This window comes from Natronoarchaeum sp. GCM10025321 (assembly GCF_042663585.1).
Classification (GTDB): domain Archaea; phylum Halobacteriota; class Halobacteria; order Halobacteriales; family Natronoarchaeaceae; genus Natranaeroarchaeum.
The window spans coordinates 1,151,233-1,175,487 of sequence record NZ_JBHTAN010000006.1; the positions used below are offsets into that span (position 1 = coordinate 1,151,233).

The following is a 24,255-nucleotide window of genomic DNA, read 5'->3' on the forward strand; positions in this document are numbered from 1 at the left end:
AGCGACAGGGTCGACTCCCGAGACGGAAGACTACCCGCCGACGCTGCGTTCGAGCGACTGCTGTAACTGTTCGGTCTCCGCCTGCAGGCCATCGCTGATCCGAACCTCGTAGGAGGCCGGGTCCTCGATACGACGAGACTGCTCCGGGAGTTTCCGTCTGCGTTCTCGCGCTCTCTCTCGGATCGTGTCGATATCGGGGAGATCGATCACCTGCTCGCCGTCCTCGACGACGGTGACGAGTTGCTCGGTTCCGGGAAGCGACTCCTCCCTGAGTCCGACCGCGTCTCCGATGTACTTGCCGTCTTCTTCGATCCGGTGGACGCTTTTCGCGCCGGGATAGGTCAGTTTCCCCTTCGAGAGTTTCATCGAGGGGTGCATCTCGCCGTCGCGTTCGACCGCGACGAGTTTGTAGACGCCTTCGATCTTTGGTGCGTCCGTGCTCGTCACCAGCGCCGTCCCGGGCCCGAACCCGACGCCGATGCCGTCGCGCTCGAAAAACTCTCGGAGGGCGTACTCGTCGATGCCGGAGGAGATGAACTGGTCGAGTTCCGGAGCGACCTCGTCGACCGCTTTCGAGAGGGCTGGCAGATCGCCGGAATCGAGACGGACGCCCCGCAGGTCTACGTCGGCCGCGTCCGCGACGTCGCGTGCGAGTTTCGCGCCCTCGACCGTGTCGTAGGTATCGATCAACAGGACGCTCTGGTCGCCGTACTCGTCGACGAACGTCTCGAAGGCGTCCCGTTCCGACTCGAAGCTCTGGACCCACGAGTGGGCCATGGTCCCGAACACCGGGATGTCGAACAGCTCGCCCGCCGCGACGTTCGACGTCCCATCGAAGCCAGCGATGTATGCGGCCCGGGCGGCCTTGATCCCAGCATCCGTCCCGTGCGAGCGCCGAGAGCCGAAATCTACCAGTCGCTGATCGTCGCCGTATCGGTCGATGACGTCCTGCATTCGGCTCGCTTTCGTCGCAATGAGCGTCTGAAAGCCGATCTGGTTGATGACGGCCGTCTCGAACAACTGTCCCTGCAGTATCGGTGCGGTGACTTCGAGCATCGGTTCGTTCGCGAAGACCGGCGTCCCTTCAGGCAGGGCGCGAACCTCGCCGGTGAACTCCAGAGAGTCCAGGGACGCGAGAAAGTCGTCGTCGAACCCCTGTTCCTGCAGAAACTCGATCGCCCGGTCGTCAAAGGAAATGTTCTGAATGTACTGGATGGCCTGTTCGAGTCCGGCCGCAATCGTGTACCCACGTTCGGGCGGGAGATCACGGAAGAACAGGCTAAACGTCGCCCGTGGATTGTGATCCTGATTGTAGTACGCCTGCATCATCCGCAACTCGTAAAGATCGGTGAACAACGGTAGGTTCTCCGCCATGAGGTAGCCAAATCTCGACTCGCTCATACGTATACATACGTCGACGCGAACAATAAACGGGATCTGTCGACCGAACACTGGTCAGTCGAACGCGTCCCGCGACTCGTTTGGCGAGGGTTCTGTCCGCAGACAGACACAGACGGAAAGCGGTTTTGCCCTCCCGGCGTAACGGACCGTATGAACTACAAAACAGTCGCCGACCTCTCGCCGGACGAGCGGTCGAGCCTGTTCGACCGCGACGCGGGCGTCGACGAGATCCGGGCCGATGCCGCGGAGATCGTCGGCCGCGTCGGTGAGGAAGGAGACGTCGCAGTCCGGGAGTTCTGCCGGGAGTTCGACGACGTACAGGTCGGGAGCCTGGAGATCACGGATCAGATCGAGCGCGCCTACGAGGAGATCGACGACGACCTGCGCGCGGCTATCGATGACGCCGTAGCGAACGTTCGCGAGTTCCACGAGGCACAGATACCCGAGGACTGGACCGACGACTTCGACGGACGGGAACTCGGTCGGCGGTTCCGACCCCTCGACAGCGTCGGCGTCTACGCTCCTGGCGGGACGGCCGCGTACCCCTCCAGCGCGATCATGGGCGTCGTCCCGGCAAAAGTCGCAGGCGTCGAGGATGTCGCCGTGGCGACGCCGCCGGCCGACGAGATCAATCCGGCGACGCTGGCGGCGATCCACGCCGCTGGCGCGGATCGAGTCTACAGCGTCGGCGGCGCACAGGCCATCGCCGCGCTGGCCTACGGCACCGAGTCGATGGAGCGCGTTCAGAAGGTGGTCGGGCCGGGGAACCGATGGGTGACGGCCGCGAAGGCCGAGGTTCGCGGCGACGTCGAAATCGACTTCCTCGCCGGACCGAGCGAACTACTCGTCGTCGCGGACGAGACCGCCGATCCGGAGTACGTCGCGGCGGATCTGGTCGCACAGGCCGAGCACGACCCGAACGCGTCCGTCGTTGCGGTCACCGACGACGAGGCCCTTGCCGAAGCAATCGGCGAGGCGGTCGAGGCAAAAATCGACGAGCGCGAGCGCTCCGACGTGATTCGCGAAGCGCTCGAGGGCGAGGCGAGCGCAGTTCTTCACGCCCGGTCGATGAGCGAGGCGATCCTCTTCGCCGAGGAGTACGCCGCCGAGCACCTCTCGATTCTCGCCGAGAACGACAATGAAGTACTCGACCGGATCGACAGCGCCGGGAGCGTCTTTCTTGGTCCGTACACGCCGGTTGCGGCGGGCGACTATGCGAGTGGGACGAACCACGTCCTCCCGACGAGCGGTGGCGCGAAGTTGACGGGCGGGCTTTCTATCGACACCTTCGTGCGCTCGACGACAGTACAACGACTCGACCGTGATTCCCTGAGCGAGCTGAGCGAGACGATTACGACGCTCGCGGAGGCAGAAGGCCTCGACGCTCACGCCGAAAGCGTTCGGACGCGTTTCGAGGAGTAACGTCTCCCCGGAGGCAGGTTGGATTTTCTCCTCGTAGAAAGATAGCAAACGATCCACAGATAGCACATTAATTATAATTTCCGGCGAATATGCTATTTATGGATTGATTGGTAGTTTTGGTATTTTGTTTACCAGATCTGTATACACTGACTTACTTTATACAGATATAGAATACACGTCGATATGGCATCTGGCAGGACCGATTCCGCGGACAGTAATGCTGGATCGGACAGAGAGGGTTCGGGGGCCCGGGGAATTGGAAGGGATCATCAGTCCCCCGTCGACAGGAAGCGACAGAACCGATTCGTTGAATCGGGTCGGAGTTCGATCGGACGGTGGATAGCAACACGGTTCCAGGATAGTGTCATTAAGACCGTTGGCTCACTGGTTGCATTTTCTAGACTTGCACCAACCGTCGACCCTCACAGGGACGGTGACTCCGGGCCAGTACGCGACTGGGAACGGTCTTTTGACGACGACAACATTGCAATCTGTGATATCGCCGCGGATACCGAAGGGGGGTATATTCTCGCCGGCGGAATCGGTGACAGTCCGGACTTCTGGATCGCAAAGACGGATCAGAACGGATCCCTCGAATGGTCCTCACGAATGCACCACGAGGGTGTCTGTGTCGTCAGGTCGATACAGCCAGTCGAGGATGGACACGTCTTCGCCGGTACATCGTCTACTACCGATGGCGACGATATCGTCCTCACTCGCACTGGTCAGCGTGGAACCGTTCAGTGGGAACGGACGTTCGGCGGCGACGCGTTCGACTGTTGCCAAAAAGTCGTCCAGAGCAACGATGGCGGATACGTGATTGGAGGCAGTACCCAGTCCTACGCGACCGCCGGGCAGGATATGTGGTTGCTCAAGACGACTGGGGATGGCCGAGTCGAATGGGAACGCACCTACGACCGGAGCTACACGGATATGCTCGAAGACATTGTCAGAACAAGAGACGATGGCTACGCGCTCGTTGGAACGACGTTAGACGAAGATACGGATTGCTGGATTGTAATGACCGACAGTGACGGTACCGTAGACTGGGAAGAAAGTATGTCACGGAACGGGGGTGTCGTCGGTAGATCGGTTATACAGAAAGACGACGGTGGAATCGTCATCGCCGGAGTGAGTAATAACACCGGTGGACAACAAAAAGAGGGATGGCTCGCAAGTCTCGACGCGGAGGGAGGCATGGAGTGGCAACGAACGTACGACGATCCGAACGATATGCTGGCTGTCGATATTATCCAAACGAGTGACGATGGACTCCTATCGGCGGGTACTGTACGGTCGTCGAAGCAGAAAAATATACTATTAGTGAAAACTGATTCTGAGGGTAACCGCGAGTGGGCGAAGAAAGTAGCCGGTAGGAGTTCGATACCGCCGAGTTTGTTGAACCCATCTCCCGGAACCTACGTCGTAGGAGGTAGCTGGGAATCCGGTCGGGCTAAACGCGAGACTGCTGGTTGGTTGGCGCAGTATTCACCATCTACAAAAGGACCAGCAATCGGCCGGGAACTGGACTAGAGGCCGTATATGGGGGTGGCTATTGTAGAATACTGTTTATAACTAATTGAATCCTTTCTCAGCGATAATATACCGTATCAACAACAATGTCCGGAAATAGACGACTTGCCGTAACACTATCTCCTCCTGATCAGTTGGCGCGCGCAGTCGATAGTGGGGTCATTGATTTTGCCCGAAATCAGTGGGCACCTCTCGGCCCATCGGCCGGTGGACGTCATGTATAAGAATAAGACGATTGGGGTCGTCGTTCCCGCGTACAACGAAAAGGGTCTCGTAAGCGATGTCATCGAGACGCTGCCCGGATTCGTCGACAGAATCTACGTGGTAGACGATTGTTCGACCGACGGAACGTGGCAGGAGATCAGAGAGACCATTCAGGAGGAGAATCCTGAAGATCCGGGGGGCAAAAAGAAAAAGATCCACGGTGATGGCGGGCAGTTGCTCGCGGACCGGGCTATAAGTATCCGACACGACCAGAACCGCGGCGTTGGGGCGGCGATCAAAACCGGTTACAGGCGCGCTCGTGAGGACGGAATCGACGTTACCGCTGTGGTGAACGGCGATGGCCAGATGGATCCGACTATTCTGCACCGGATTATCGACCCGGTAGTCGAGGGGAACGTTGACTACGCGAAAGGCAACCGACTGTCTCGGAGCGACCACCGGAAGCAGATGTCGGCCTGGCGGCTGTTCGGCAACTCGATACTGTCTTTCCTGACAAAAGTCAGCAGTGGGTACTGGCAGATATCGGATCCGCAGAACGGATATACAGCAATTTCCTCGCATGCGCTGGCAGTAGTCGACATCGATAGCCTCCACGACGACTACGGCTTCCTCAATGACCTACTGGTCGCCCTCAACGTGCACAGAATGCGGGTTACAGACGTCTGGATGGAGTCGAAATACGGAGACGAAGAAAGCCATATCCGGTATTCCCGGTTCATTCCGATGCTCTCTGGACTGCTCGTTCACCGCATGTTGTGGCGGTTCAAGACGAAATACGTCGTTATGGAGTTCCACCCCCTCATCCTGTTGTATGCACTCGGATCGATCGGAATCTGTAGCGGACTGACGTACGCTGGCTGGGTAGCACTCGCCTCCACGCCCACGCCACTCGACGGAATACTGTCGCTACTGACGCTCCTGATCAGTGGTCTCTGTATCACGCTTGCGATGATCTTTGACAGGAGCAACAGCAAGCCACTCGAAAGGAACGTCAACGAACGGCTTCCCGATATCGAACGATGAATGTCCTATCAATCGTCGGAGCACGACCGCAGTTCGTCAAGGCAGCCGCGGTTTCCCGGGCCCTCCGGGAGAGCCACACCGAGACGCTAATCCATACTGGTCAGCACTACGACGAAGAACTCTCGGACGTGTTCTTCGAGGAGTTGGCGATTCCCCAACCGGATCACAATCTCGGCGTCGGTTCTGGCTCTCACGCGACTCAGACCGCCGAAATGATGGTTCGATTGGAATCAGTGATCGGTGACACCTGCCCGGACGTCGTGCTCGTGTACGGCGACACCAACTCGACGCTAGCCGGTGCACTGGTCGCAGCAAAAGAGCAAACACAGCTCGCACATATCGAGGCGGGGCTACGCTCCGGAGACTTTTCGATGCCGGAAGAAGTAAACCGGATTCTGACGGATCATTGCTCGGATCAACTGTTCGCCCCGACAGAAGCAGCTAAGAAAAACCTGCAAGCCGAGGGAATCACCGAAGGTGTGTACACTCCGGGAGACGTCATGTACGACACCCTGCTGCAGGTCCGTGACCGTCTAGATACGGTCGACGTGATCGATATCCCTGGCGAGTTCGTGCTCGCGACCGTCCACCGCGCCGGAAACACCAACGATCCGGATCGTCTCGCAGGGATCGTCGAGGGGCTAACGAACTGTCCGTATCCAGTCGTCCTTCCGGCACATCCACGTACCGTCAGGGCACTCAAGGACTTCGGCCTGTGGGACCGCGCGACAGAAACCCTCGATATTGTCGATCCTATCGGATACCTCTCCTTTATCAAGCTCATCGAAAAGGCCCGGTGTGTCGCGACGGACTCCGGCGGCGTTCAGAAAGAAGCGTTCTACCTGAACACACCCTGCGTAACACTGCGAGACACGACGGAGTGGACGGAGACAATCGACGCTGGCTGGAACGTGCTTGTCGGTGCCAGCGCTGAGCGGATCAGCGCCGCGATCCGTTCCGCTGGTAACCTTCCGTCGAAGCCGGATCTGTACGGTAATGGCACCGCCGCCAGTAGCATCGTCGAAACGCTCGAACGAGAGATTGAACGATAAACGGGCGCGGTTGCACTGGATAGAGCATCTGGGCTGCTACGATACGGGTGGGTTGGAGGTCGGTCTCCACGATTTATACCGCTCTCCTGATGATCGGATTCGACTGTGGCCACCGCTCGTTGCGGTCCTTCTATAAGACAATTATTCCAATATTTTTGTAGAGATATCAAAAAACCCGGAGCGGATACCAGGGAATAGGTCGGATTTTCGATCAGATTCTCTCTGCCGGTTGCGGCGGTTTGATTCTTTCCGGTTCGCCGAACGGCCGGAGTGACTCGATACCGTCGACGGCCCCACCATTTTCGGCCACCTCCACGAGCAGGTCGGTGAGGTTGCATTTCTCATCGAGATACTCGTTTCGACGTCTGTTCCACATAGAGGCCGTCTTCTCTGCATCGAGCAGCAACTGGGCCTGCTCGATGACGCCGTCGAACGAAGCGATGTTGAAAATAAGGCCCTCGTCTTCGAGTTCGAGGAAATTGCCCATATCGGAGTCCCCGACGAAGGAGTTCGAACGGATCGCTGGAGTTCCCAGCAACGCTGCTTCGGTTACCATCGTTTGCGTGTCGGCAATGAGCAGTTCTGCTTCCGCGAGGGCGTCGTGGAGTAGCGCTGGATGCAAAGAAAACGGCTCTGCTGGAACCGATTCGAGGCTAACGTTGCGTCCTTCATCAGATACGAATACGGTTGCACGGTCCGCGAGGCGCTCGATCAGATCCCGGCACTCGGACTGACTGATACCGCCCTCGCCAACATCGTGATGTGACCCGAACGCGTTCAACCGGACGATTACGTACGGTTCGTCAGGCCCCACACTCAGAGACTCACGGATCGACTGGTCGTGCTCGTAGATATCGGGATGAAGATACGCACACTCCTTGAATCCGGGGAATACGTAATGTTCGTCGCCCAGAGATTTCCGGAACGTATCCGGTGTGAGCACTGCGCGAGCGAATGGGATCGACATCGAATGATCGAGTGAGGTGGACTCGGAGTCGAGTACCAGCACGGACGGAGTTCGGGTGAGTGCCGCAGTGTGAGCGGCGTATCCGCCCATCCCGAAGATCAGGTCTGGATCGAACCGATAGACGGCACGGACCGCTCGCGCGTAGTGGGCGGGCAGACGAGCGAATAGCGACCCCTTCGCAGTGGCACAGTAGCCGTACACCTCGTACGGCAGATCATACCACTCGAGTAGTTCGACAGTGCACCCGTAATCCCGTGCGAGGACGAGTACCTCGTGCCCTCGTGCGAGTAGTTTGTCGACGACGTGTTTGTACAGATGAACGTGTGCGGGCGTGTTTGTAAAAATCAGATACCTCATTTCAATTGAGACTACGGATCAACTCTATTTGTTAATCGGATATTATATTTATTCATAAAATCTACACACACGCTCAACTTACCTAGAAGACGTATATCAAAACAGTAGTTCGAGAATAGATTTTGAACCGGACACAAACCGCTTAGAGTTTCGAAAACACGAAAATATGCAAGATTGTTTCGGGATACGTCTTACATGGCACGTCCCGGGCTTCATCGGTAGTTTGCGTAGAGCTAGAGACCGACACGCCTCGTCGAGTTACGACGGTATAACTCTCATAACAAAGAGACGATGGCCGGTGTGTAGATTCGAACCCGCAGATGCACGTGCTAAATCTGACGACGAAAGTGAAGTCTCCGTGTTTCCAGTTGCAGGTGCGTGCATTGGAAAACCGAGGAATCACCTGTACGAACTTGTCGGTCCCCGGGGAGTACGACCGGGAGTCCTCTCGATCGGTTTTCGACTACATTCGGCTCTATCCGGAGGTTCTGAAACACTCGTTCGGTGAGTACGACCTCATCCACGTAAACTACGGCCTGACGGCGCCAATTGCGCTCGCACAACCGCAGTTGCCGGTAGTGCTCTCCCTCTGGGGATCGGACCTTACCGGACGGTTCGGCTGGTTGAGCGAGCGGTTAGCCCCATACTGTGACGCGACGATCGTCATGTCTCACGCGATGAATGAACGACTGGACTGTGATGCACACGTCATTCCACACGGTGTGGAACTCGACAAGTTCGAACCGATCGGCCGGTCGACGGCGATCGATCGAGTCGGCTGGGATCCCGACGTAAAACACGTACTCTTCCCGTACGGCCCGGATCGAGCGGTGAAAAACTATCCACGGGCGGATCGCGTCGTCTCGGCGGTCGCCGATCGGTTGCCGGATCCCGTCGAACTGCAAACAGTCAGCGGCGTCGCGCACGCGGAGATGTTCGAGTACATGAACGCCGCTGACTGTCTCCTGCTAACCTCCCGGCGTGAGGGATCACCCAACGTCGTCAAGGAGGCGATGGCGTGTAACCTTCCGGTGGTCTCGACGGATGTCGGCGACGTCAGCGAGCGGCTTGAAAATGTAGATCCCTCTGCAGTCTGCCGGAGCGATCAGGAGTTGATCGACGGCCTCGTCGAGATACTACGAAAAGACGAACTTTCGAACGGTCGAGAGTATGCGATGGAACTCAGTAGCGAACGGATGGCGAAGCAAATTCACGAGGTATATCGGACCGTTGCGGACGGTTATACTCCGACTGACGAACGGACAGCAAAGCGCCAGACACTATGATAGCAAACATAGGGATAGGAGATCGTTCTTCCCTGATACAAAAGTGGGGATCGTATGTCTGATACGCTTCGCATCTGTGTACTTTTTGAGAGCGATAAGATGCGTGTCTGGCAGGCGAACGCGTTACGTCGACTGCTTGACGACGACTCTCTAGAACTATCGTTATCAGTCGTTAACGCCGATTCGCCACAGCAGTCGTTCTCGGAGATGGTTCGCCGCGCGCTCGAACTCCGGGAATGGGCAATCGTCGGAGGGCTACTCACCGCTTCACGTCACCTCAGAGGCCCCATACGACATGAACAACAGATTCCGATCGACGATATCGACGCGATACGGTCTGCCCCTCGACGTACCTGTGAGTCGATTTCCGTCGACGGGTGGAAACAGAAGCTACCGGAGGATATCGTTGACGAGATAGCGGCGTCAGCCGATGTAGTGATCAGATTTGGGTTCGGTGTGTTGGTCGGTCGTGTTCTGACAGCGACAGAGTACGGGGTTCTGAGCTATCACCACGGTGATCTCCGTGAGTATCGGGGGATGCCGATGGGATTCTGGGAGTACGTTCACGGGCGAGAGACAGCGGGAGTGACGTTGCAACGATTGAACGAAACGCTCGACGGGGGAGAGATCATCGTGCTCAAAGATGTGGACATCAGTGACGCGAACAGATGGGGAGATATTAAATCACGTCTCTTCGAGGCGTCCGAATCAATGCTTGCAGATGGGGTTCGTAATCTACGCAGCGAATCGTTCGAGCCGACGACTCCTGGCCATCTGGGCGAACTCCACACGATACCGAAGGGAAAACCTGTGATAACGTACCTTGTCAGGACGGCTCGTGGGTTGCTGCGGTAGACACCATTGTCAACGTATAGGGAAACGATGTCCCTCTGGAGGTCTCTAAGTACCATTTACTGGACCTCTCAGGGGAATATACAGGTCATAACAAAGCCACACTCTACTGAGTCTCTTGGCAAACAGATGAATACTGACTTTGCTTGGTTGAGTAGAGCGTGGTGGGCCTACATTCGGTTTGTTAGTGCAATACAAGGGGCACGATGAGCAATCCGAACGTCCCGGATTCTACGGCCGCAATCGTTTCGCGGCTACTGGCGAGGGTTCCATCGGACGTCATCGTACTACTGTCGTTCCTGGCAGTCGTCGATCTTTCGATTGTAGTAGTCGGGCTGGAGTCACCGCCACTTCGAGTCGCCCTGGGCGCTCCGTTGTTGTTACTTCTACCGGGTTACGTACTGGTCGCCACCCTGTTTCCCCGATCAACCGTGCCAGAAACCAGGCAGAGATCCAGCGGTGTCAGTTTCTTCCCCAAACAGTTCTGTGCGCTCAACGGCCCGGAGCGTGCGGCCCTTTCGTTCGGACTGAGCCTGGCGATTCTCCCTCTCTTCGCGCTTGTAGTCGCCTTTTCGAGGTGGTCGTTCACCGTCGACGCAGTCGTACTTGGACTCTCACTGTTCGTCTTCTTGGGTGCTGTGACGAGTGCCCTCACCAGAAGTGCTGTCAGTCCCGAAGCACGATTCGAGGTGTCGATACTAGCGTGGAGCGGCCGGATTTGGAAATTCATGGTTGCAGGCAACCTCCGAAACTCGGTAGTGAACGTTGCACTCGTCTTGAGTATCGTTCTCTCGGTCGCAGTCGTTGGGTTTGCGTTCGCGGCACCCCAGGACGGTGAGCGCTATTCAGAGATGACTTTGCTGACCGAGACAGAAGACGGAGAGTACGTTGCCGGAGAGTATCCCGAGGTGTTTGCTACGGGTGAGCAACGTGAGCTTGTCGTCGGTATCGAGAATAACGAACAGGTCCGGACGGAGTATACGGTCGTGACCCGAGTGGAGCGCGTCAGCACAAGCAACGGGTCGGTGGCCGTTCTCGAGGCCAACGAAGTCCGCCGTAGGGTGGTGACTCTCGATTCTGGAGAACAACGGTACGACAACCACGCAGTTACGCTCGACACTACTGGAGAGGATCTCAGACTCAGCTACTACCTTTACAGGGACGGTGTTCCGGAGACGGTCAACGAGGAAACCGCCTACAGGCACACGTTCATATGGGTCGACGTGACGGATGATTCCTCGGAGACCGCAGAAAGGTTGCGACGTAGCTAGCGGTTACCAAAAGAATAGCAAGTATAACAACGTGTACTGTACCGAACGATTCGACAACAAATGCAACACTCACCCCCAGGATCGCTGACTGAGAGAGCATTACTCCTACTGGGGTACGTCTCTCTCATCGGTGCCGTCGTCGCAGCACACTCGAATCCGGCGACTGGGTACGAACTCTCCCTGTACACCGCGACTCCGCTGCTGTTCTGGCTAACGTACGGTTTTGCGATGTTCATCGCACTGGTGGTCGCTTTACGAACCTCTGGCGACTGGCTTCGGCGAGGTGCGTTAGGACTCGGTGGCACAGCTACGGTGGTGTTCATCGGTCTGCCGATTTTGCGGGGCTACCGATTCTACGGTGGCGGCGATTCACTCACCCACCTGGGCTGGATGCGCGGTATCGGATCGGGATCGTTCCAGCCCACCGAACTGATTTATCCTGGCCTTCATACCTCTGCGACGTTGTTTAGCAATACGTTTGGACTCGACCCGTCCCATGCACTGTTGCTGGTGACTGTGGTCCTGTCTGGTGTATTCTGCGTCTTCGTTACGTTGTCGACGTCGCTCGTGTTCGAGAGTAGGTACACGACCACCGTCGCCGCTTTCTCGGCGTTTCTCTTCCTCCCGATAACCTCACTTAGCACGTTCGTGTTTCCACACACGATGTCTCAAGCGATCATGATGAGTTCGATCGCTCTGTATCTGTTGTTGAAATACGTTCGGATGGGAGACGATGCGAGATCGCTGTCCTCTGTGGGGGCGGCACTCGCGACCACGTCGATTGCTCTCGTAATATATCACCCACAACTCGTCGCACATCTGCTGGCAATGTTTATCGCTGTATCAGGGCTTCAATTCCTGTTCCGACGGTACCGCACAGAACATCCTATCGCGTCTCATCGCACGGTCTACGCGCAGTCTGCATTCATGATAGTCGCGTTTCTTCTTTGGACCTCCAATCACGGATTTTTCACCAGTGTGATCGAGAGGTCTGTTATAAGAGCTGTCGAGTTCTTCCGCGGTAATGGATCCGCAGCTGCGTCCGCCGCCAGCCAGGGTGCATCGTTGGTAGAGATCGGTGGAAGCATTATCGAGATTTTCTTGAAACTGTTCGGAGTGAGCCTACTTTTCACCGGGATAGCCGGTCTACTGTTCCTATACTCCTTCTGGGAGAAAGACGAAAAATTGACCCACAACACTGATGGGGTCCTCACCTACTTCGTAGGGGGTCTGTCTGGACTGGCGGTGATATTTGCACTGTATTTTTTCGGATCTGTATCAGAGATGTACTTTCGTGTCTTCGGTCTAATGATGGTACTCGTGACAATAGTGGGTGCTGCTGCCATCTCTTACGTGTTGAACACACTCTCAAGTGAACGATCAAACGGGACGCTTCACAGCGTTACTGTCATCGGATTTGCAATCCTCCTCGTGCTGTCGTTGTTCACTATATTTCCATCGACGTTCATCTTTCTACCCTCACCACATATTACAGACATGTCGATGTCCGGTCACCAATCGGCGTTCGGACATCAACAGGATGGCGTCGGGTTCGACGGGATTCGATCCGGCCCTGATCGGTACGCAGATGTAGAACGCGCCGAACCGGGCCGAGCACGTGGGTTCGGTTCAGTCTCGGGCGAGGAAATCGAAGCAGGGGTAGCTGAGCAATACTCTGCACCTCGTTATTTGACAGTCACTAGAGTCGACAGAGAACGAGAGGCAATCGCATTCAAAGAATTGCGCTACTCACGGTCACAACTGAACTCTATCTCGGCCCAACCAGGTGTGAACCGAGTTCAGTCGAACGGTGCTTTCGAGTTGTTTTATATAAGAGGTGCGGCAGAGTAAGCGGATAGGATACGAAGTTACGATCGGTAAACGACTTATATTCTTGATATAGGTTCGTCGAGTTCACGAAGTCGCATAGATCTTGGGGGGTTTACTGGCGCGTTTGGTGGACTTTCTCCTGTTGATCACCAACTATCGCTACATTGCTCGATTCTACATTCCGGAGTATAGGATCCGTCGACGTGCCTGTTACAATCGGTGACGGCTATCGGTCATTAGAAATACAATCGGTTTGCCACCGGATCTTCACACTATTTCCTCGGTGTGTATTTGGTTTCCACCGATCTCCCACATCGGCCCAGCTGTGGTTCCGTCGTTGCAGTCCGTTCGCTACCAACGTAGCTCATTCGAGTGCTCCGATATTTCCAACTAGTAGTAATATGAAAGTAACATACCTGATTAGTAAACAAGTTTTTTTATTTTACTGTAGTAAGCAATAAATAGTAGTACAATAGTAACTATTACTGGTAATCTAAAATCAATACTGTATGTCAACACACAATTCTAGCAACAGGGACGGTTGCTGGCCAATGATGAACTGCCTGTTGATCGCTTCAGTAACAGCCAGTAGAGGGTTCAGAAAGTCACTTGCGAATCGTAGAATCGCTCGTCAGATACGGACGGCTGTCGGAGCATCTTCTCAAGGGTTTACTGCTGACTCGTGGAGGCGTTATACCAGTGGCGCGTAATTCTCCCCTCAATCGGCTGAATACTGACGTCATTGACAACATATATATCTTCATTGCAGATTCGGTTCGCTACGACTTTGTTCCCGATAGAGTCACAGAGAAAGGTGTGTTGTTTAAAACAGCTGCAGCTGGCCTTTGTACACCGCAATCGGTATCCAGTATCGTTACTGGACGCCATGTACCACGCCACGGTGTTACTTGGTTTAACGACTCACTCGATCGCTCGATTAGCCAACTGTTCGATCTTACGCCGAATTCGGGGTACAACGAAGTTTTCTGGACCAGGGCGGCAGTTCAGGAGATACTCAACACCCCCGGTGAGATAGAGCTTGATGGAGTGAATGAGCCGTTTATCGCACTAGAACATGATAACGGCGGCCATGCACCGTACGTTGGCTTCCGTGATCAATCTCCCTCACAAATGTTCTCAGAGATCCCTGATACTGATTCTCTCAGAGAGTTATATCGCGACACTGTCAAAGGAAGCACCGATCGGTTCGAGGAACGGCTTGCGCTCCTCGAATCTCAGGGATTACTCGAAAATACACTTGTGATATATCTCTCAGATCACGGTGAGTTACTGGGAGAACACGGCGGGTTTCTCGGCCATGGATTACCGTCCACCCCGGAAGTCGCGTACGTTCCGACCGTATTTATACACGATTCTCTCTCTTCAGACCGCGCAGATACTTTGATACAGCACGTGGATCTCTTTCCGACAATCAAAGAAATCGTCGACGGTGGAAATACTGCGATCGATGTCGACGGACGATCGCTTCTCGGCAACATAAACGAAGATGCACCGGCCTATACAAACGGCCTCATGAGAGCGCCGTTCAAGTATCGCGATACAGCCGTCGATCCGTGCTACAATGCTCCTAGTATCTGGACGAGAGATGGGGGGTACGTGTTCAATGACACGAGAAAGTACGTTAGACCGATGACAGCCACTTACGATGCATTCGTATCGGGATACACCGGTTCGTTCGACGGAGATCGCCATCGTTCGGTCAAACTGTTACACACCTTCAGACAGTACCTTGCCTCGAGCCAGTCGTACGGTGATCCCTCTTTACCGAAGACGGAAGCCAGAGAGATGGTAAATCGGATTTCGAACCGATCAGTAGAGGTGGAGCAGAGGTCACTCGACGTAGAGACGAAAAAACAGTTGGAACAGCTCGGATATCGATAAATTATTCCAAGTATCCCAACCCTCGCAGTCGGTCCTCGACTTCGTCGAACTCTTCATCGCTCGTTTCACTGGCCGAGTCCGTAGCTGCTATCTCATACGATTTTTTCCCGACGGGTTCGGTGGTATCAGAGGTTTCCCCTGCAAATATTTCTTCTAGAATTCGTCCGTCGGCGGCCTTGGGAATCGGTTCGCCGACATCGTAAAGTACGGTCGGTACGACGTCGACGACGGACGCGTCCCTCGGCGACGACCCTGGCGTCACATCCTGTCCCCATGCGAGGAATACACCCTCAGAGCGGTGACTGGCAGCCTTGGTTCCGGCGGGTGCGAACGCCTCATCAGAGATTTTGGTCTTTTCCTCGTACTCACCGCGGCCGACTGCGACAAGATCCGGGGCGCTGGGATCGTTCGGGAACAGCTCACTGCCGTCGTGAAGGTCTAGCACCCGTTTTCCGGTTTCGGGATCAGTGACCTGCGAGAGAGCCGACATAACGTCTTGCTTGACCGTTTCTACCTCGGCCTGCGGAACAGTTCCGTCTTCGAACCGCTCTACGTCGTTAACGAATATCTGACTCGGATCGTGTGCAAATGCAACAGTTTCCTCGAAGTCGACGTCGTAAAGTCCGTGTTCTCCAGGAATCTGCTCTGCAACGCCGTCAATAACTGATTTCGGGAGGTGTCGTACAAGCGTATCTGGTGTTATTCCGAGTCGATCAAGCGCGTCGAGTACTGTCGTCTTCGTCACGCCCGCCTTCGCCAATGGCCCTCGCGCACCGTCGTTGTTTTTGCGCGTGAGGAATCCTTGCTCCGCGAGCAAAGTATTGAGGTGGACGAATTTCGAGATAGGGCCAAAACCGTGGTCCGACACGACGTATAATGTTGCGTCTTCGTCTTCAGCATAACTCATAGCTTCTCCGACCACGTCGTCGAGTTTTCGGTAGTGATCGAGTATCACCGTCCTGTCCCAGATAAGATGCTGGAGTCGGTCCGGGGCAGTGTACACGAAAAAGAACAATCGCCAGTCACGTTCACTGGCGAGCAGATTCATCAACTCCCGCCTGGCCGCAAGCAGCCCGTCAATATCGGAGATAAAATCATCGTGGTCGTCGGCGTACTCATACCAGTCGAGTCCGATCCGGTACTCCGGGATTTTTTTCTGTATTGTTGACCGTAGCTCTGGCGGATGAGTAAACCCTTCGTCGATATCCGGTGACATCATACCACTGATCATCGTCCCGTCGATCTCGTCGGTCGGGTACGTCATCGGAACGTTGCCTACAACCGCCGGCGAGAGGATATCCCACAGCGCGGGCTGTTTTCGGTCGTCTCCCGTGTACATGCTGTGGGTATAGTTGGATTCAAGCGCGTGAAAACCGTAGATGCCGTGCTTATCTGCCCATTTGCCGGTGGCGATAGACGGCCAGGCCAGAGGTGTTGTCGGCGGGACGGTGCTTTCTAGCGCTCCGGCAGCGCCCTCTTCAAAGAGTCGCTGGAAGTTTGGTAGTTCTCCTGCTTCACTCCACTCTCGCAACAGGTTCCAGGGAACGCCGTCGATACCCAGAATAAATGCCTTCTCTGATGTTGTTCCAGTCATAGATTCAAATCGTTCATAAATATGATCGGTAGAGACGGATATTGTTATATGTCTATTGATCCAAAGTTGATGCAGTATTTTACTGAGAGGGGACATTACAGCCCTGCTACCGATTATGATGTATCGATTAAATAAGGCCGGTAGCTGCTTTCTATGTTAATACGTAGAATGTCAATCGACAGTTCTGAAGAAAATAACAAAACACCGCATATTGTGCGTCGACCCGTCAGGAGATAGCCGTCAGTAATGACTTATTGCCGGGTACATGTACTATACTTAATTTTATAGTATATTACTATAGTATGCCTATTATTAAATATATTAAGTTAGATTTAAGTGCTTTTTTAATATTTATAGTTTAATAAAAAGAAAGCTTATATAGATAAGGTTAGCTCTAACTAAATCGTATGAGCGAAGAACAAACTGACTCATCTGGTAAGCAAGCGAATGCGAAGGATAACATCTCACTCTGCCGGCGTTCGTATCTCAAGGCAACTGCCGGGGGAGCTGCGTTGATTGCTACAGGTAGTATGGTCTCGGCTGAAACTCAGTATGATATAATTAACGTATCGTCAGGAGAAACCTACCGCAAGCATTTAGGCGACGAAGAATCCTTGGAAAACGTTCTGATCGACATTTCGGCTCAAGGTGCGGAATACGACATTTCTGCATCAGGTAACGATTGGTCGATCCGCAATGTCGGCATTCGTGGTCACTGGGATAGGACGACGAACACTGATCCGTTTCGTCTCCGTGTTCCTGATGACGACAAGACAGGTGTCGTCGAGAACGTACATCTCGGGATCACCACTGAGTCCGATAGATCATACGGCGGTGGCCCATCAGGAATGTTTGTTTGGCGAGATCATGCTGGCCATATCGATATCCGTGGCTGTTACCTTAACGATTATCAGGATAACGGCATCTATGCAAGCGCGCCAGGAAACCCGAATAGCCATCCATTTCCCGGATCAGGTGGGACTGTTCGGATCGAAGACTGTTATGCTCACGAATGTGGCACCTCAAACTTCCGTCTGGGGACGGACGGATCAAGCATCCACAACAGCGTCTCCGTTGGAGGGTGGCGCGGCATCTGGGCGTTCATAGAGGAGACTGATATTTACGACTCAGATATCCTCAACTCCGAATCCGGTGATATAGCGTTGGGCGATGGAAATTACGTCGAGAGTGACACTGCCGAGGTAGCTCTAAACAATAGCCGATGGGGTACTGAGGTCGCACACGGGGGGGCAACGACCGACAACATACACGCAACATCGGTTGACACACCGCAAGATCGGCTTCCCGAGAACTGCCCTAGTAGTCCTGAAGAGGCCGCCTCCGGCGAGAGCATCACGGAATCTGATTCTTACCTTCCCGAAGGCGACTTCGAGGTAGAAATCACGACGAATAGTAGTCTCGCGGAATACCTGATTGAAGTTGATGCCGACGAAGTCATCCCCGGTTCGGATACGAATAAAGACGAAGACGAGTATCAAGATCGTGCATTCGAAAGAAACGGTCGCTGGTATATCCATGGGTACACGGCGGGCGGTGTGGAAAGTTACCAGATCAAGGATGGACAGATACTTAGAATAGGCGACTTTGAGGAGTCTTCGATAGTTACTGTTGCCGGTCAGCGTTTAGATTTGGATACTTTCGACTCGATCACAGAAGTTCCAAACAAAGAAACGGAAGACCGTGATGGAGATGATATCTTGGCAAAGAAGATAGTTGTCGATGGGAGTAACAATGATGATGTTAGCAATTATACATTCAAGGTCACTGGTGAGGTCGAAAAAAATGACACGTTAACCCAAGTTGAGAATAGTACTGCCTGGGATGAGCTTCCATCGGATATCTCTGACCAGCGTGTTATCGGGATTGTCGGAAACGGTAAGAACATGTATCGATACTCTGGAAATGTCACGGTGCTTCGGATTTCAGGCAATGCAACTGTGAGATTGGGAGAATAATGATTATGTGACTAGATGAGATAGGTAATAATCGATTATTAAAAGAACCAAAGGCCAAAGAGCACAGTTCACCAGCAAGTGAAGTTCTTCAGGTTATATATAATGTAACCAGAAGGATCTCGGAGAACAAGTGATAATATCAATGGTATATTTTCTGAGTAACTAATACAGAACAGCCGCACTTAGCAAAATAAAGATCCTTTCTTATATGATTTCCTATGATACCGGCGAACCTTTCATTGACAGTTCCATATCAACTATCGACTTGAGTTCGTCGGGATCGACTACTAAATCTGGACCTTCATACTCACATAGTAAGCAGCGATAGCGGTGATTGAGATGTTCTGAGAGAACGTAGTACGTTGGACGTACGTCGTTCGACCGGAAGAGTTCGATGACGGTGGTATCTGTAGCATAGATAAGGTCCGTAAGTCCTGCCCCGTGGGGAGCCACAATCAAGTCTGCCTGCGCGAATAACTGAATGTTCTCGGCAACGCTGTTCTCTGAGAGTACATACTTTTCAAATCCCCGATTTTCGAGGATATCAGTTATCTCGTCTTCATTAACAACCTGGCGGCGGGGAGCATCTTCACGAGAAATATATATACGCTTTGATAAGTTCTCCGTTATGTCAAGTTCTCTATCTGCGACTGCTGTTCGCATACGGTCGCGGAGCCACTGGACTGCAACCGGTGATACTGTTCCCAAATTGTACTCGCGTCGCATCGAGGGTACAACCAACCGGTCGACTGACTTCGTCCGTTGATCCCACTTGATAAGATCGTCTTCTTCATACCCAAGAAGTTCTAATGTTTCTAGTTGAAAACGGTTCGGGTCAGGACCGACAATGAGTTTCGGTTGGTGACCAGTTCTATCGGTGTATTTTTCGACACCCTCGAGTCTGTTCAGGGTCTCAACCGTCCAATGATAATATCCGTCGTTCCATCGATTATAAAGCAATACTGCACTCCCGATGGACCCGGAGTCCCCCTCGGTGCGGCCCTCCAGAGGATTGGAAACAAATTCCCGTGCAGAACTCATAATATTTAGCGTTAGTACCTCCGGACTAACAATTGCCTCCATAACGATATTGTTATTGTCGTCTACCGGGATCGGATATGCGCCAAAAAGGTTGGCATCTTGGAGCACCCCTACGAACGGTTGACTAATCGTATATGTGCCGACACGTTTGCCGATCGTTTCTACGTGATCTTCCCCGGCTGGAAGATCGATCTCTATCTTTCGCTTACGATCATAGTATTCGATAGACCGATTAGTTTGAAACCGCTGTTCCATCTCTTTTCGATCGAGTACAAGCGGCGATATCGCGTCTACAAACCTGTATGCTGCTGGGTGATAAAAGGAAAGAAGAACGTTTCTTCCGGCCCACTTTCCAGCCTTGAGTACGCCTTCGTCGCGGTGTACTGATCTAAATTCTTCAATTACACCCATATTGAATCACCTATTTATGAGTCACTATTAGTTAATCATAAGTATAGACTTCCTTCGTATGGGCTACAACTTTTTCTATTTAAATAAATATAATATCAAATAGATATACTACAAAACTATTTGGAGACAGTTCTTGGTCACGCCCCTAAGTTTCTACCTCCTCGCTTGAGGTAGTTCAAAAACTCAATGGGATTGGTGACTCAAGTTACTACTCCTATATTTGCGTCCTACGTCGACTTGAAAATAGCGAACAAAGTAATTATGAGTTGACAGTCGAACTTGGCTGCAAGTCGATGATCCGGTGACGTCGACGGACCGGTACGGATAACGCTCTATATGAGGGCAACGGGTTTGATTACGCCTCGTTTATATAGATATTCATAGGTAATATGAACAGCTTTTGAATCCGTGTTTTTAGCCATATTGGAATGTGAAATATAGTTTCGGATCATGAGATACAGAATAGATTTTTTTGAATAACAACGCCAATGTTTTTGTGATATCATAGACTCATAAATACACCATATTATAACATTTCTTATATGTGAGTAAAGAAAGGATAGTATCATTCATAAATAATTATAATGATTATGAAGAGCGGCTCAGATATGTAATAGCTTCTTGTATGTCAAGTAAACCACTGACAGAGGCCAACCCCGCCCATATCAGGACGCCAAATAAAATGATTGCTCCTAATGATAGATAGCCAGAGACGTATGGAAGGAGGAGGACAACAGCGCCACCCATTATTGCTGAAATAATTGTAGTTCCGCCGACCATTTTCGTCAAATACCCAATTCTAAGTGGCAATTCGATGTACATTATATATACGTTCAAGATAGTGTAGATGCCGTATGTAATAACGGTTGCACCTGCTGCTCCGACGACACCTATGGTCGGTATAAGTATGATGTTCAGTCCGAAATTTGCGATAGAAGTAGTTCCTTTCGCAACAGCACGGTATCGTGCGCGCCCAAGATAATCAATGCCCTGTGTGGTTACGCCAGTCACTGCTTGGAACAAGAGGAAAACGCTGAGTATTTGTATAACTGGAACTGCGCCAAGATACGCCCTGCCAAAAATAAGGAGGATCATCGGTTTCGCAACTGCCATCAACCCAACTGAAGCAGGAATGTACAGTAGCAGTACGTACTGAAGCGTTAACTCGTAGACCCTCGCAGCCTGATCGAGACTGTTGTTGGCTTTCTGTTCGCCGTACGTCGGTGAGACAGCAAAACCAATGGATCCTGCGGGGGCACGGATAAATTCGGTAATCTGTTTCCCCAGAGTATAGAATCCTACTGCGACAGGGTTCAAGAAGTAGCCAACCAAAATAATATCTACTCGTCCATCAATGACATTCGCACTGCGAGTCGCTGTCAGTGGAATGCTATACTCGACGATTCGTTTCCCAAGTCCGTTCTCACAAGCAGCATCCATGTCGAAATTCCGATAGAACCGGACGTAAAGAATGGTCAGCCCAACTGCTGCAGTGACACCTGCACTTAGGACATATCCGAGCAATGCTCCAACTACTTTCCAACCGAAAGTCACAAAAACGACAACAAAGAGCACCTTGCTCACACTGCTAATAGTCTTTATTATAGCGCTGTACTCAACCGCATTGAAGCCCTGAAAAATAGCAGAACTGAACTGTTGGAGAGATTTAAATGTAATAAATCCAGTGCCGATCAAGAGCAGTAATTCTAGTTTCTGGTCATTTAGCAGTTCTGCGATCATGCCTCGACCTGCAATTATTGCAATACAAACAATTCCAATTAAAACCAGACGATATTTTAGCGACATTTTTAAAATATTCGTTATCTGAGATGGATCCGATTCTTTATATTCGGTAACGTACCGTGCTGCCGATCGGGCTATCCCTAAATCCGCGAATAGTTGGGCAAGATTGATGATTGCGATAGCGAGAAATAGCCTTCCGTACCCGCCCGGCTCCAACAGGTAGTTCGCGAGGAGAATAATCAATATCCCGTTGGCTACAATGTGGATTACTCGCGCAATGAGTGATGCCTTCATTCCCCGTAATAGCTTGGATGAGAGAGCCATTCTGTATTATAGAGATGGTGTCCGGGGCACAGGATATTCATACACTTTGTAAAATTTGCAAGTAGAAACTCGAAGCAGACTGGTGCTCGTCATTCAAATTGAAATAGCTCCATGCCTAACTTTGTTATACATCTTATTCGATTACTGTTGCTCACATAGTATTCCGTATAGAGGGCCCAAATCGGGCATATCCGACTCAGAACCACTCTTTCAGAGGAATATTCGGTTTGTAAAATAAGTAGTCCCAGGAGATGTAGGTTGTAATATTTGGCGTCCTTGCCAACGACAGACTAGCGACGTGGTTTTGAATTTTGAGTGGCACCGACGACCGTTATACCGTCCAGCGTTTGCGCCCAGTTCCGGTTTAGTAACTTGTAAGCGATCACCTTGGGATCGGCGTTACGAGAGAGCCTTCTTTACTGTTGAATTACGGTCTACAAGTGTCGATATCGCATGTTGATTATTAAAAAGTAGTTTCTATATGCAAGTAGCTTGTTTCGTCGTTGGAACTCTCGAGCAACGCCACACTGAATAGGATGCGACCATCGCAATGCTGTGGTGATCCCGCGTAGCACGTAATATCGGTGGAAATCTTAGATATCGACAGACGGTATAGCCGTCTAGGTCCTCCTCAATCCGAACCGAGATTGAAGCCGGATCCTCAGACCGTCTTCGTTCTATTAGATGTAATCAGATGCCCAAAATTGGCATAGTGTATCTACATTCCTATCGAAGGTTGCGTAACAGTATGAGATCCATTACAAAACGGATCTATGAGTTCCTTTTATACGAAAGTTCGCTAATCGGACCTAAAAGGAATAATGATTATAGATAAAACTGGACTATCCACATATCTTGGGATATGCATCGCACTGGCCGCAATACTGTCTCTCACAGTCGCTCCCGTCGCGGGGGGGATCAGTCTACAGCAACAGGACGACGATACCCCGCAGAACTACTCCGTCATCCAGGGCGGCGAGTGTACGACGATTACGTCGTTCGGAGACGGATCCGAATCGGTCGAGGAGTTCTACGACTATCGAACGCCGTACACCCAACAGAGCAGTTACACCTACAGTTCCTTCGGAACGACCCAGTTTCAACAGGACAACACCAGCATCCTCTTTCTCTACGAGGGGGCAGAAGGGACCAGCCTCGTCCTCGTCAACGGTCATCTCAACGGTGATTCTGCGGGCGGCGCTCTCACGATGGAGATAGACGGTCTTCCCGAGGAGGGAGCGTGGGTCATCGAGGACGATAACTACGAGGGACAGTTCGACGAGTTCGACCACGCTGCGACGTCGAGTCGAATCACGTGGGCATGGACTGAGAACCGGACCGACGGCGGGGTGTTCCAGGGGGGACTCGAAGACGATTTCGAGATAACGGTCGATCCAGCGTTCAACGACGACGCTGACTTTCGGGTGTATCAGGGCGATATTACCGAGTGGCAGGCCCTCTCGGATACCGGAGACAACATCGAACGGACCGCTCTCGACTTCCAGCAGATAACGATTCTCCCCGGGACGTGTTCTTCGTTTGCGGTGTCCGAACTGAGCGCACCGAACGAGGTAGACAGTAACGAGGAGTTCGAGGCCAGTGCAACCGTCCTGAACGATGGTAACGCCGAGAGCACGTTCACCGTTCCATTCAGGGTTGACGGCGAGGTCGTTGAGGAAGCAACGACCACGCTCGAACCGGGCGAAGAAGCCGATGTGGCAGCGACGATGCGGTGGGCAGGGGACGGTACGCACACGATCGAGGCCGGTGATAGGACGGCCGAAGTGACGATTATCGACCCGAAACCCCCGTCTGAAAACGGTGGGGAAGGACCCGGAGACAGCGGGCAATCAGGCGGATTTACGTATGCTGCTGCGATCGCTGCACTCGCCATAGCGATGGTATTCTGGCGTCGACATCGGTGAGCGTGCCGCTTCTCAGCGTCGCGTCCGTAACATCTCACGCTCTTTCAAACGTACTGAGACGGTCGACAAAAAAACGCCAGAGAACGAGCGTCGATGGATGATCCATCCTGTGAACTCCAG

Annotated in this window: 16 protein-coding genes; 11 read left to right on the forward strand and 5 right to left on the reverse strand. The window is 52.8% G+C overall.

The window, feature by feature from the left end:
• Positions 1 to 30: 30 nt before the first annotated feature.
• Positions 31 to 1,401, reverse strand: coding sequence for a nicotinate phosphoribosyltransferase (locus tag ACFQL3_RS08690; protein WP_377053323.1), 1,371 nt, complete (start codon positions 1,399 to 1,401; stop codon positions 31 to 33).
• Positions 1,402 to 1,551: 150 nt separating this feature from the next.
• Between ACFQL3_RS08690 and hisD the strand changes: the two genes are divergently transcribed.
• The 4 genes from hisD (at position 1,552) to wecB (ending at position 6,656) form a co-directional block, all read left to right on the forward strand.
• On the forward strand, positions 1,552 to 2,823 hold the full coding sequence (hisD, locus tag ACFQL3_RS08695; RefSeq protein WP_377053325.1) for a histidinol dehydrogenase: 1,272 nt from the start codon (positions 1,552 to 1,554) through the stop codon (positions 2,821 to 2,823).
• Between the two features lie 183 nt (positions 2,824 to 3,006).
• Positions 3,007 to 4,356: a hypothetical protein gene (locus ACFQL3_RS08700; RefSeq protein WP_377053327.1), complete on the forward strand. Its 1,350-nt coding sequence runs from the start codon at positions 3,007 to 3,009 to the stop codon at positions 4,354 to 4,356.
• Positions 4,357 to 4,572: 216 nt separating this feature from the next.
• Positions 4,573 to 5,604, forward strand: a complete 1,032-nt coding sequence (locus ACFQL3_RS08705) for a glycosyltransferase family 2 protein (RefSeq protein ID WP_377053329.1) — start codon at positions 4,573 to 4,575, stop codon at positions 5,602 to 5,604.
• On the forward strand, positions 5,601 to 6,656 hold the full coding sequence (gene wecB / locus ACFQL3_RS08710; RefSeq protein ID WP_377053331.1) for a non-hydrolyzing UDP-N-acetylglucosamine 2-epimerase: 1,056 nt from the start codon (positions 5,601 to 5,603) through the stop codon (positions 6,654 to 6,656). Before ACFQL3_RS08705 ends, wecB begins: the two co-directional genes overlap by 4 nt.
• A gap of 211 nt (positions 6,657 to 6,867) precedes the next feature.
• Here wecB and ACFQL3_RS08715 read toward each other — a convergent pair whose 3' ends face one another.
• Entirely contained in the window at positions 6,868 to 7,980 is a 1,113-nt protein-coding gene (locus ACFQL3_RS08715) for a DUF354 domain-containing protein (protein ID WP_377053333.1), read from the reverse strand.
• Positions 7,981 to 8,300: 320 nt separating this feature from the next.
• On the opposite strand from ACFQL3_RS08715, the gene ACFQL3_RS08720 reads away from it, so the two are divergent.
• The 5 genes from ACFQL3_RS08720 to ACFQL3_RS08740 all read left to right on the forward strand — a co-directional run bounded on the left by ACFQL3_RS08720 (position 8,301) and on the right by ACFQL3_RS08740 (position 15,121).
• Positions 8,301 to 9,266: a glycosyltransferase family 4 protein gene (locus tag ACFQL3_RS08720; protein ID WP_377053335.1), complete on the forward strand. Its 966-nt coding sequence runs from the start codon at positions 8,301 to 8,303 to the stop codon at positions 9,264 to 9,266.
• Positions 9,267 to 9,320: 54 nt separating this feature from the next.
• The gene (locus ACFQL3_RS08725) at positions 9,321 to 10,121 is read left to right on the forward strand and encodes a formyltransferase family protein (RefSeq protein WP_377053337.1); all 801 of its coding nucleotides are present in this window, start codon (positions 9,321 to 9,323) and stop codon (positions 10,119 to 10,121) included.
• A gap of 203 nt (positions 10,122 to 10,324) precedes the next feature.
• Positions 10,325 to 11,389, forward strand: coding sequence for a DUF1616 domain-containing protein (locus ACFQL3_RS08730; RefSeq protein ID WP_377053339.1), 1,065 nt, complete (start codon positions 10,325 to 10,327; stop codon positions 11,387 to 11,389).
• Between the two features lie 60 nt (positions 11,390 to 11,449).
• Entirely contained in the window at positions 11,450 to 13,240 is a 1,791-nt protein-coding gene (locus ACFQL3_RS08735) for a hypothetical protein (protein WP_377053341.1), read from the forward strand.
• Positions 13,241 to 13,918: 678 nt separating this feature from the next.
• Positions 13,919 to 15,121: a sulfatase-like hydrolase/transferase gene (locus ACFQL3_RS08740; RefSeq protein ID WP_377053343.1), complete on the forward strand. Its 1,203-nt coding sequence runs from the start codon at positions 13,919 to 13,921 to the stop codon at positions 15,119 to 15,121.
• Position 15,122: 1 nt separating this feature from the next.
• Here ACFQL3_RS08740 and ACFQL3_RS08745 read toward each other — a convergent pair whose 3' ends face one another.
• On the reverse strand, positions 15,123 to 16,715 hold the full coding sequence (locus ACFQL3_RS08745; RefSeq protein ID WP_377053345.1) for an alkaline phosphatase family protein: 1,593 nt from the start codon (positions 16,713 to 16,715) through the stop codon (positions 15,123 to 15,125).
• A 407-nt stretch (positions 16,716 to 17,122) separates the two neighbouring features.
• Between ACFQL3_RS08745 and ACFQL3_RS08750 the strand changes: the two genes are divergently transcribed.
• Entirely contained in the window at positions 17,123 to 18,691 is a 1,569-nt protein-coding gene (locus ACFQL3_RS08750; protein WP_377053347.1) for a hypothetical protein, read from the forward strand.
• A 216-nt stretch (positions 18,692 to 18,907) separates the two neighbouring features.
• Here ACFQL3_RS08750 and ACFQL3_RS08755 read toward each other — a convergent pair whose 3' ends face one another.
• Together ACFQL3_RS08755 and ACFQL3_RS08760 are read right to left on the reverse strand one after the other, a co-directional pair.
• Positions 18,908 to 20,143 (reverse strand): glycosyltransferase family 61 protein, encoded by a 1,236-nt coding sequence (locus ACFQL3_RS08755; protein ID WP_377053349.1) that lies wholly within the window; start codon positions 20,141 to 20,143, stop codon positions 18,908 to 18,910.
• Between the two features lie 588 nt (positions 20,144 to 20,731).
• Entirely contained in the window at positions 20,732 to 22,180 is a 1,449-nt protein-coding gene (locus ACFQL3_RS08760) for a flippase (RefSeq protein WP_377053351.1), read from the reverse strand.
• Positions 22,181 to 23,031: 851 nt separating this feature from the next.
• Between ACFQL3_RS08760 and ACFQL3_RS08765 the strand changes: the two genes are divergently transcribed.
• The gene (locus tag ACFQL3_RS08765; RefSeq protein ID WP_377053353.1) at positions 23,032 to 24,135 is read left to right on the forward strand and encodes a CARDB domain-containing protein; all 1,104 of its coding nucleotides are present in this window, start codon (positions 23,032 to 23,034) and stop codon (positions 24,133 to 24,135) included.
• The last annotated feature ends 120 nt before the right edge of the window (positions 24,136 to 24,255 follow it).

Excerpts from the sequence above, each read along its gene's own strand:
- ACFQL3_RS08690 (WP_377053323.1), bottom strand. The coding sequence starts at position 1,401 with ATGAGCGAGTCGAGATTTGGCTACCTCATGGCGGAGAACCTACCGTTG.
- hisD (WP_377053325.1), top strand. The coding sequence starts at position 1,552 with ATGAACTACAAAACAGTCGCCGACCTCTCGCCGGACGAGCGGTCGAGC.
- ACFQL3_RS08700 (WP_377053327.1), top strand. The coding sequence starts at position 3,007 with ATGGCATCTGGCAGGACCGATTCCGCGGACAGTAATGCTGGATCGGAC.
- ACFQL3_RS08705 (WP_377053329.1), top strand. The coding sequence starts at position 4,573 with ATGTATAAGAATAAGACGATTGGGGTCGTCGTTCCCGCGTACAACGAA.
- wecB (WP_377053331.1), top strand. The coding sequence starts at position 5,601 with ATGAATGTCCTATCAATCGTCGGAGCACGACCGCAGTTCGTCAAGGCA.
- ACFQL3_RS08715 (WP_377053333.1), bottom strand. The coding sequence starts at position 7,980 with ATGAGGTATCTGATTTTTACAAACACGCCCGCACACGTTCATCTGTAC.
- ACFQL3_RS08720 (WP_377053335.1), top strand. The coding sequence starts at position 8,301 with ATGCACGTGCTAAATCTGACGACGAAAGTGAAGTCTCCGTGTTTCCAG.
- ACFQL3_RS08725 (WP_377053337.1), top strand. The coding sequence starts at position 9,321 with ATGTCTGATACGCTTCGCATCTGTGTACTTTTTGAGAGCGATAAGATG.
- ACFQL3_RS08730 (WP_377053339.1), top strand. The coding sequence starts at position 10,325 with ATGAGCAATCCGAACGTCCCGGATTCTACGGCCGCAATCGTTTCGCGG.
- ACFQL3_RS08735 (WP_377053341.1), top strand. The coding sequence starts at position 11,450 with ATGCAACACTCACCCCCAGGATCGCTGACTGAGAGAGCATTACTCCTA.
- ACFQL3_RS08745 (WP_377053345.1), bottom strand. The coding sequence starts at position 16,715 with ATGACTGGAACAACATCAGAGAAGGCATTTATTCTGGGTATCGACGGC.
- ACFQL3_RS08750 (WP_377053347.1), top strand. The coding sequence starts at position 17,123 with ATGAGCGAAGAACAAACTGACTCATCTGGTAAGCAAGCGAATGCGAAG.
- ACFQL3_RS08755 (WP_377053349.1), bottom strand. The coding sequence starts at position 20,143 with ATGGGTGTAATTGAAGAATTTAGATCAGTACACCGCGACGAAGGCGTA.
- ACFQL3_RS08760 (WP_377053351.1), bottom strand. The coding sequence starts at position 22,180 with ATGAAGGCATCACTCATTGCGCGAGTAATCCACATTGTAGCCAACGGG.
- ACFQL3_RS08765 (WP_377053353.1), top strand. The coding sequence starts at position 23,032 with ATGATTATAGATAAAACTGGACTATCCACATATCTTGGGATATGCATC.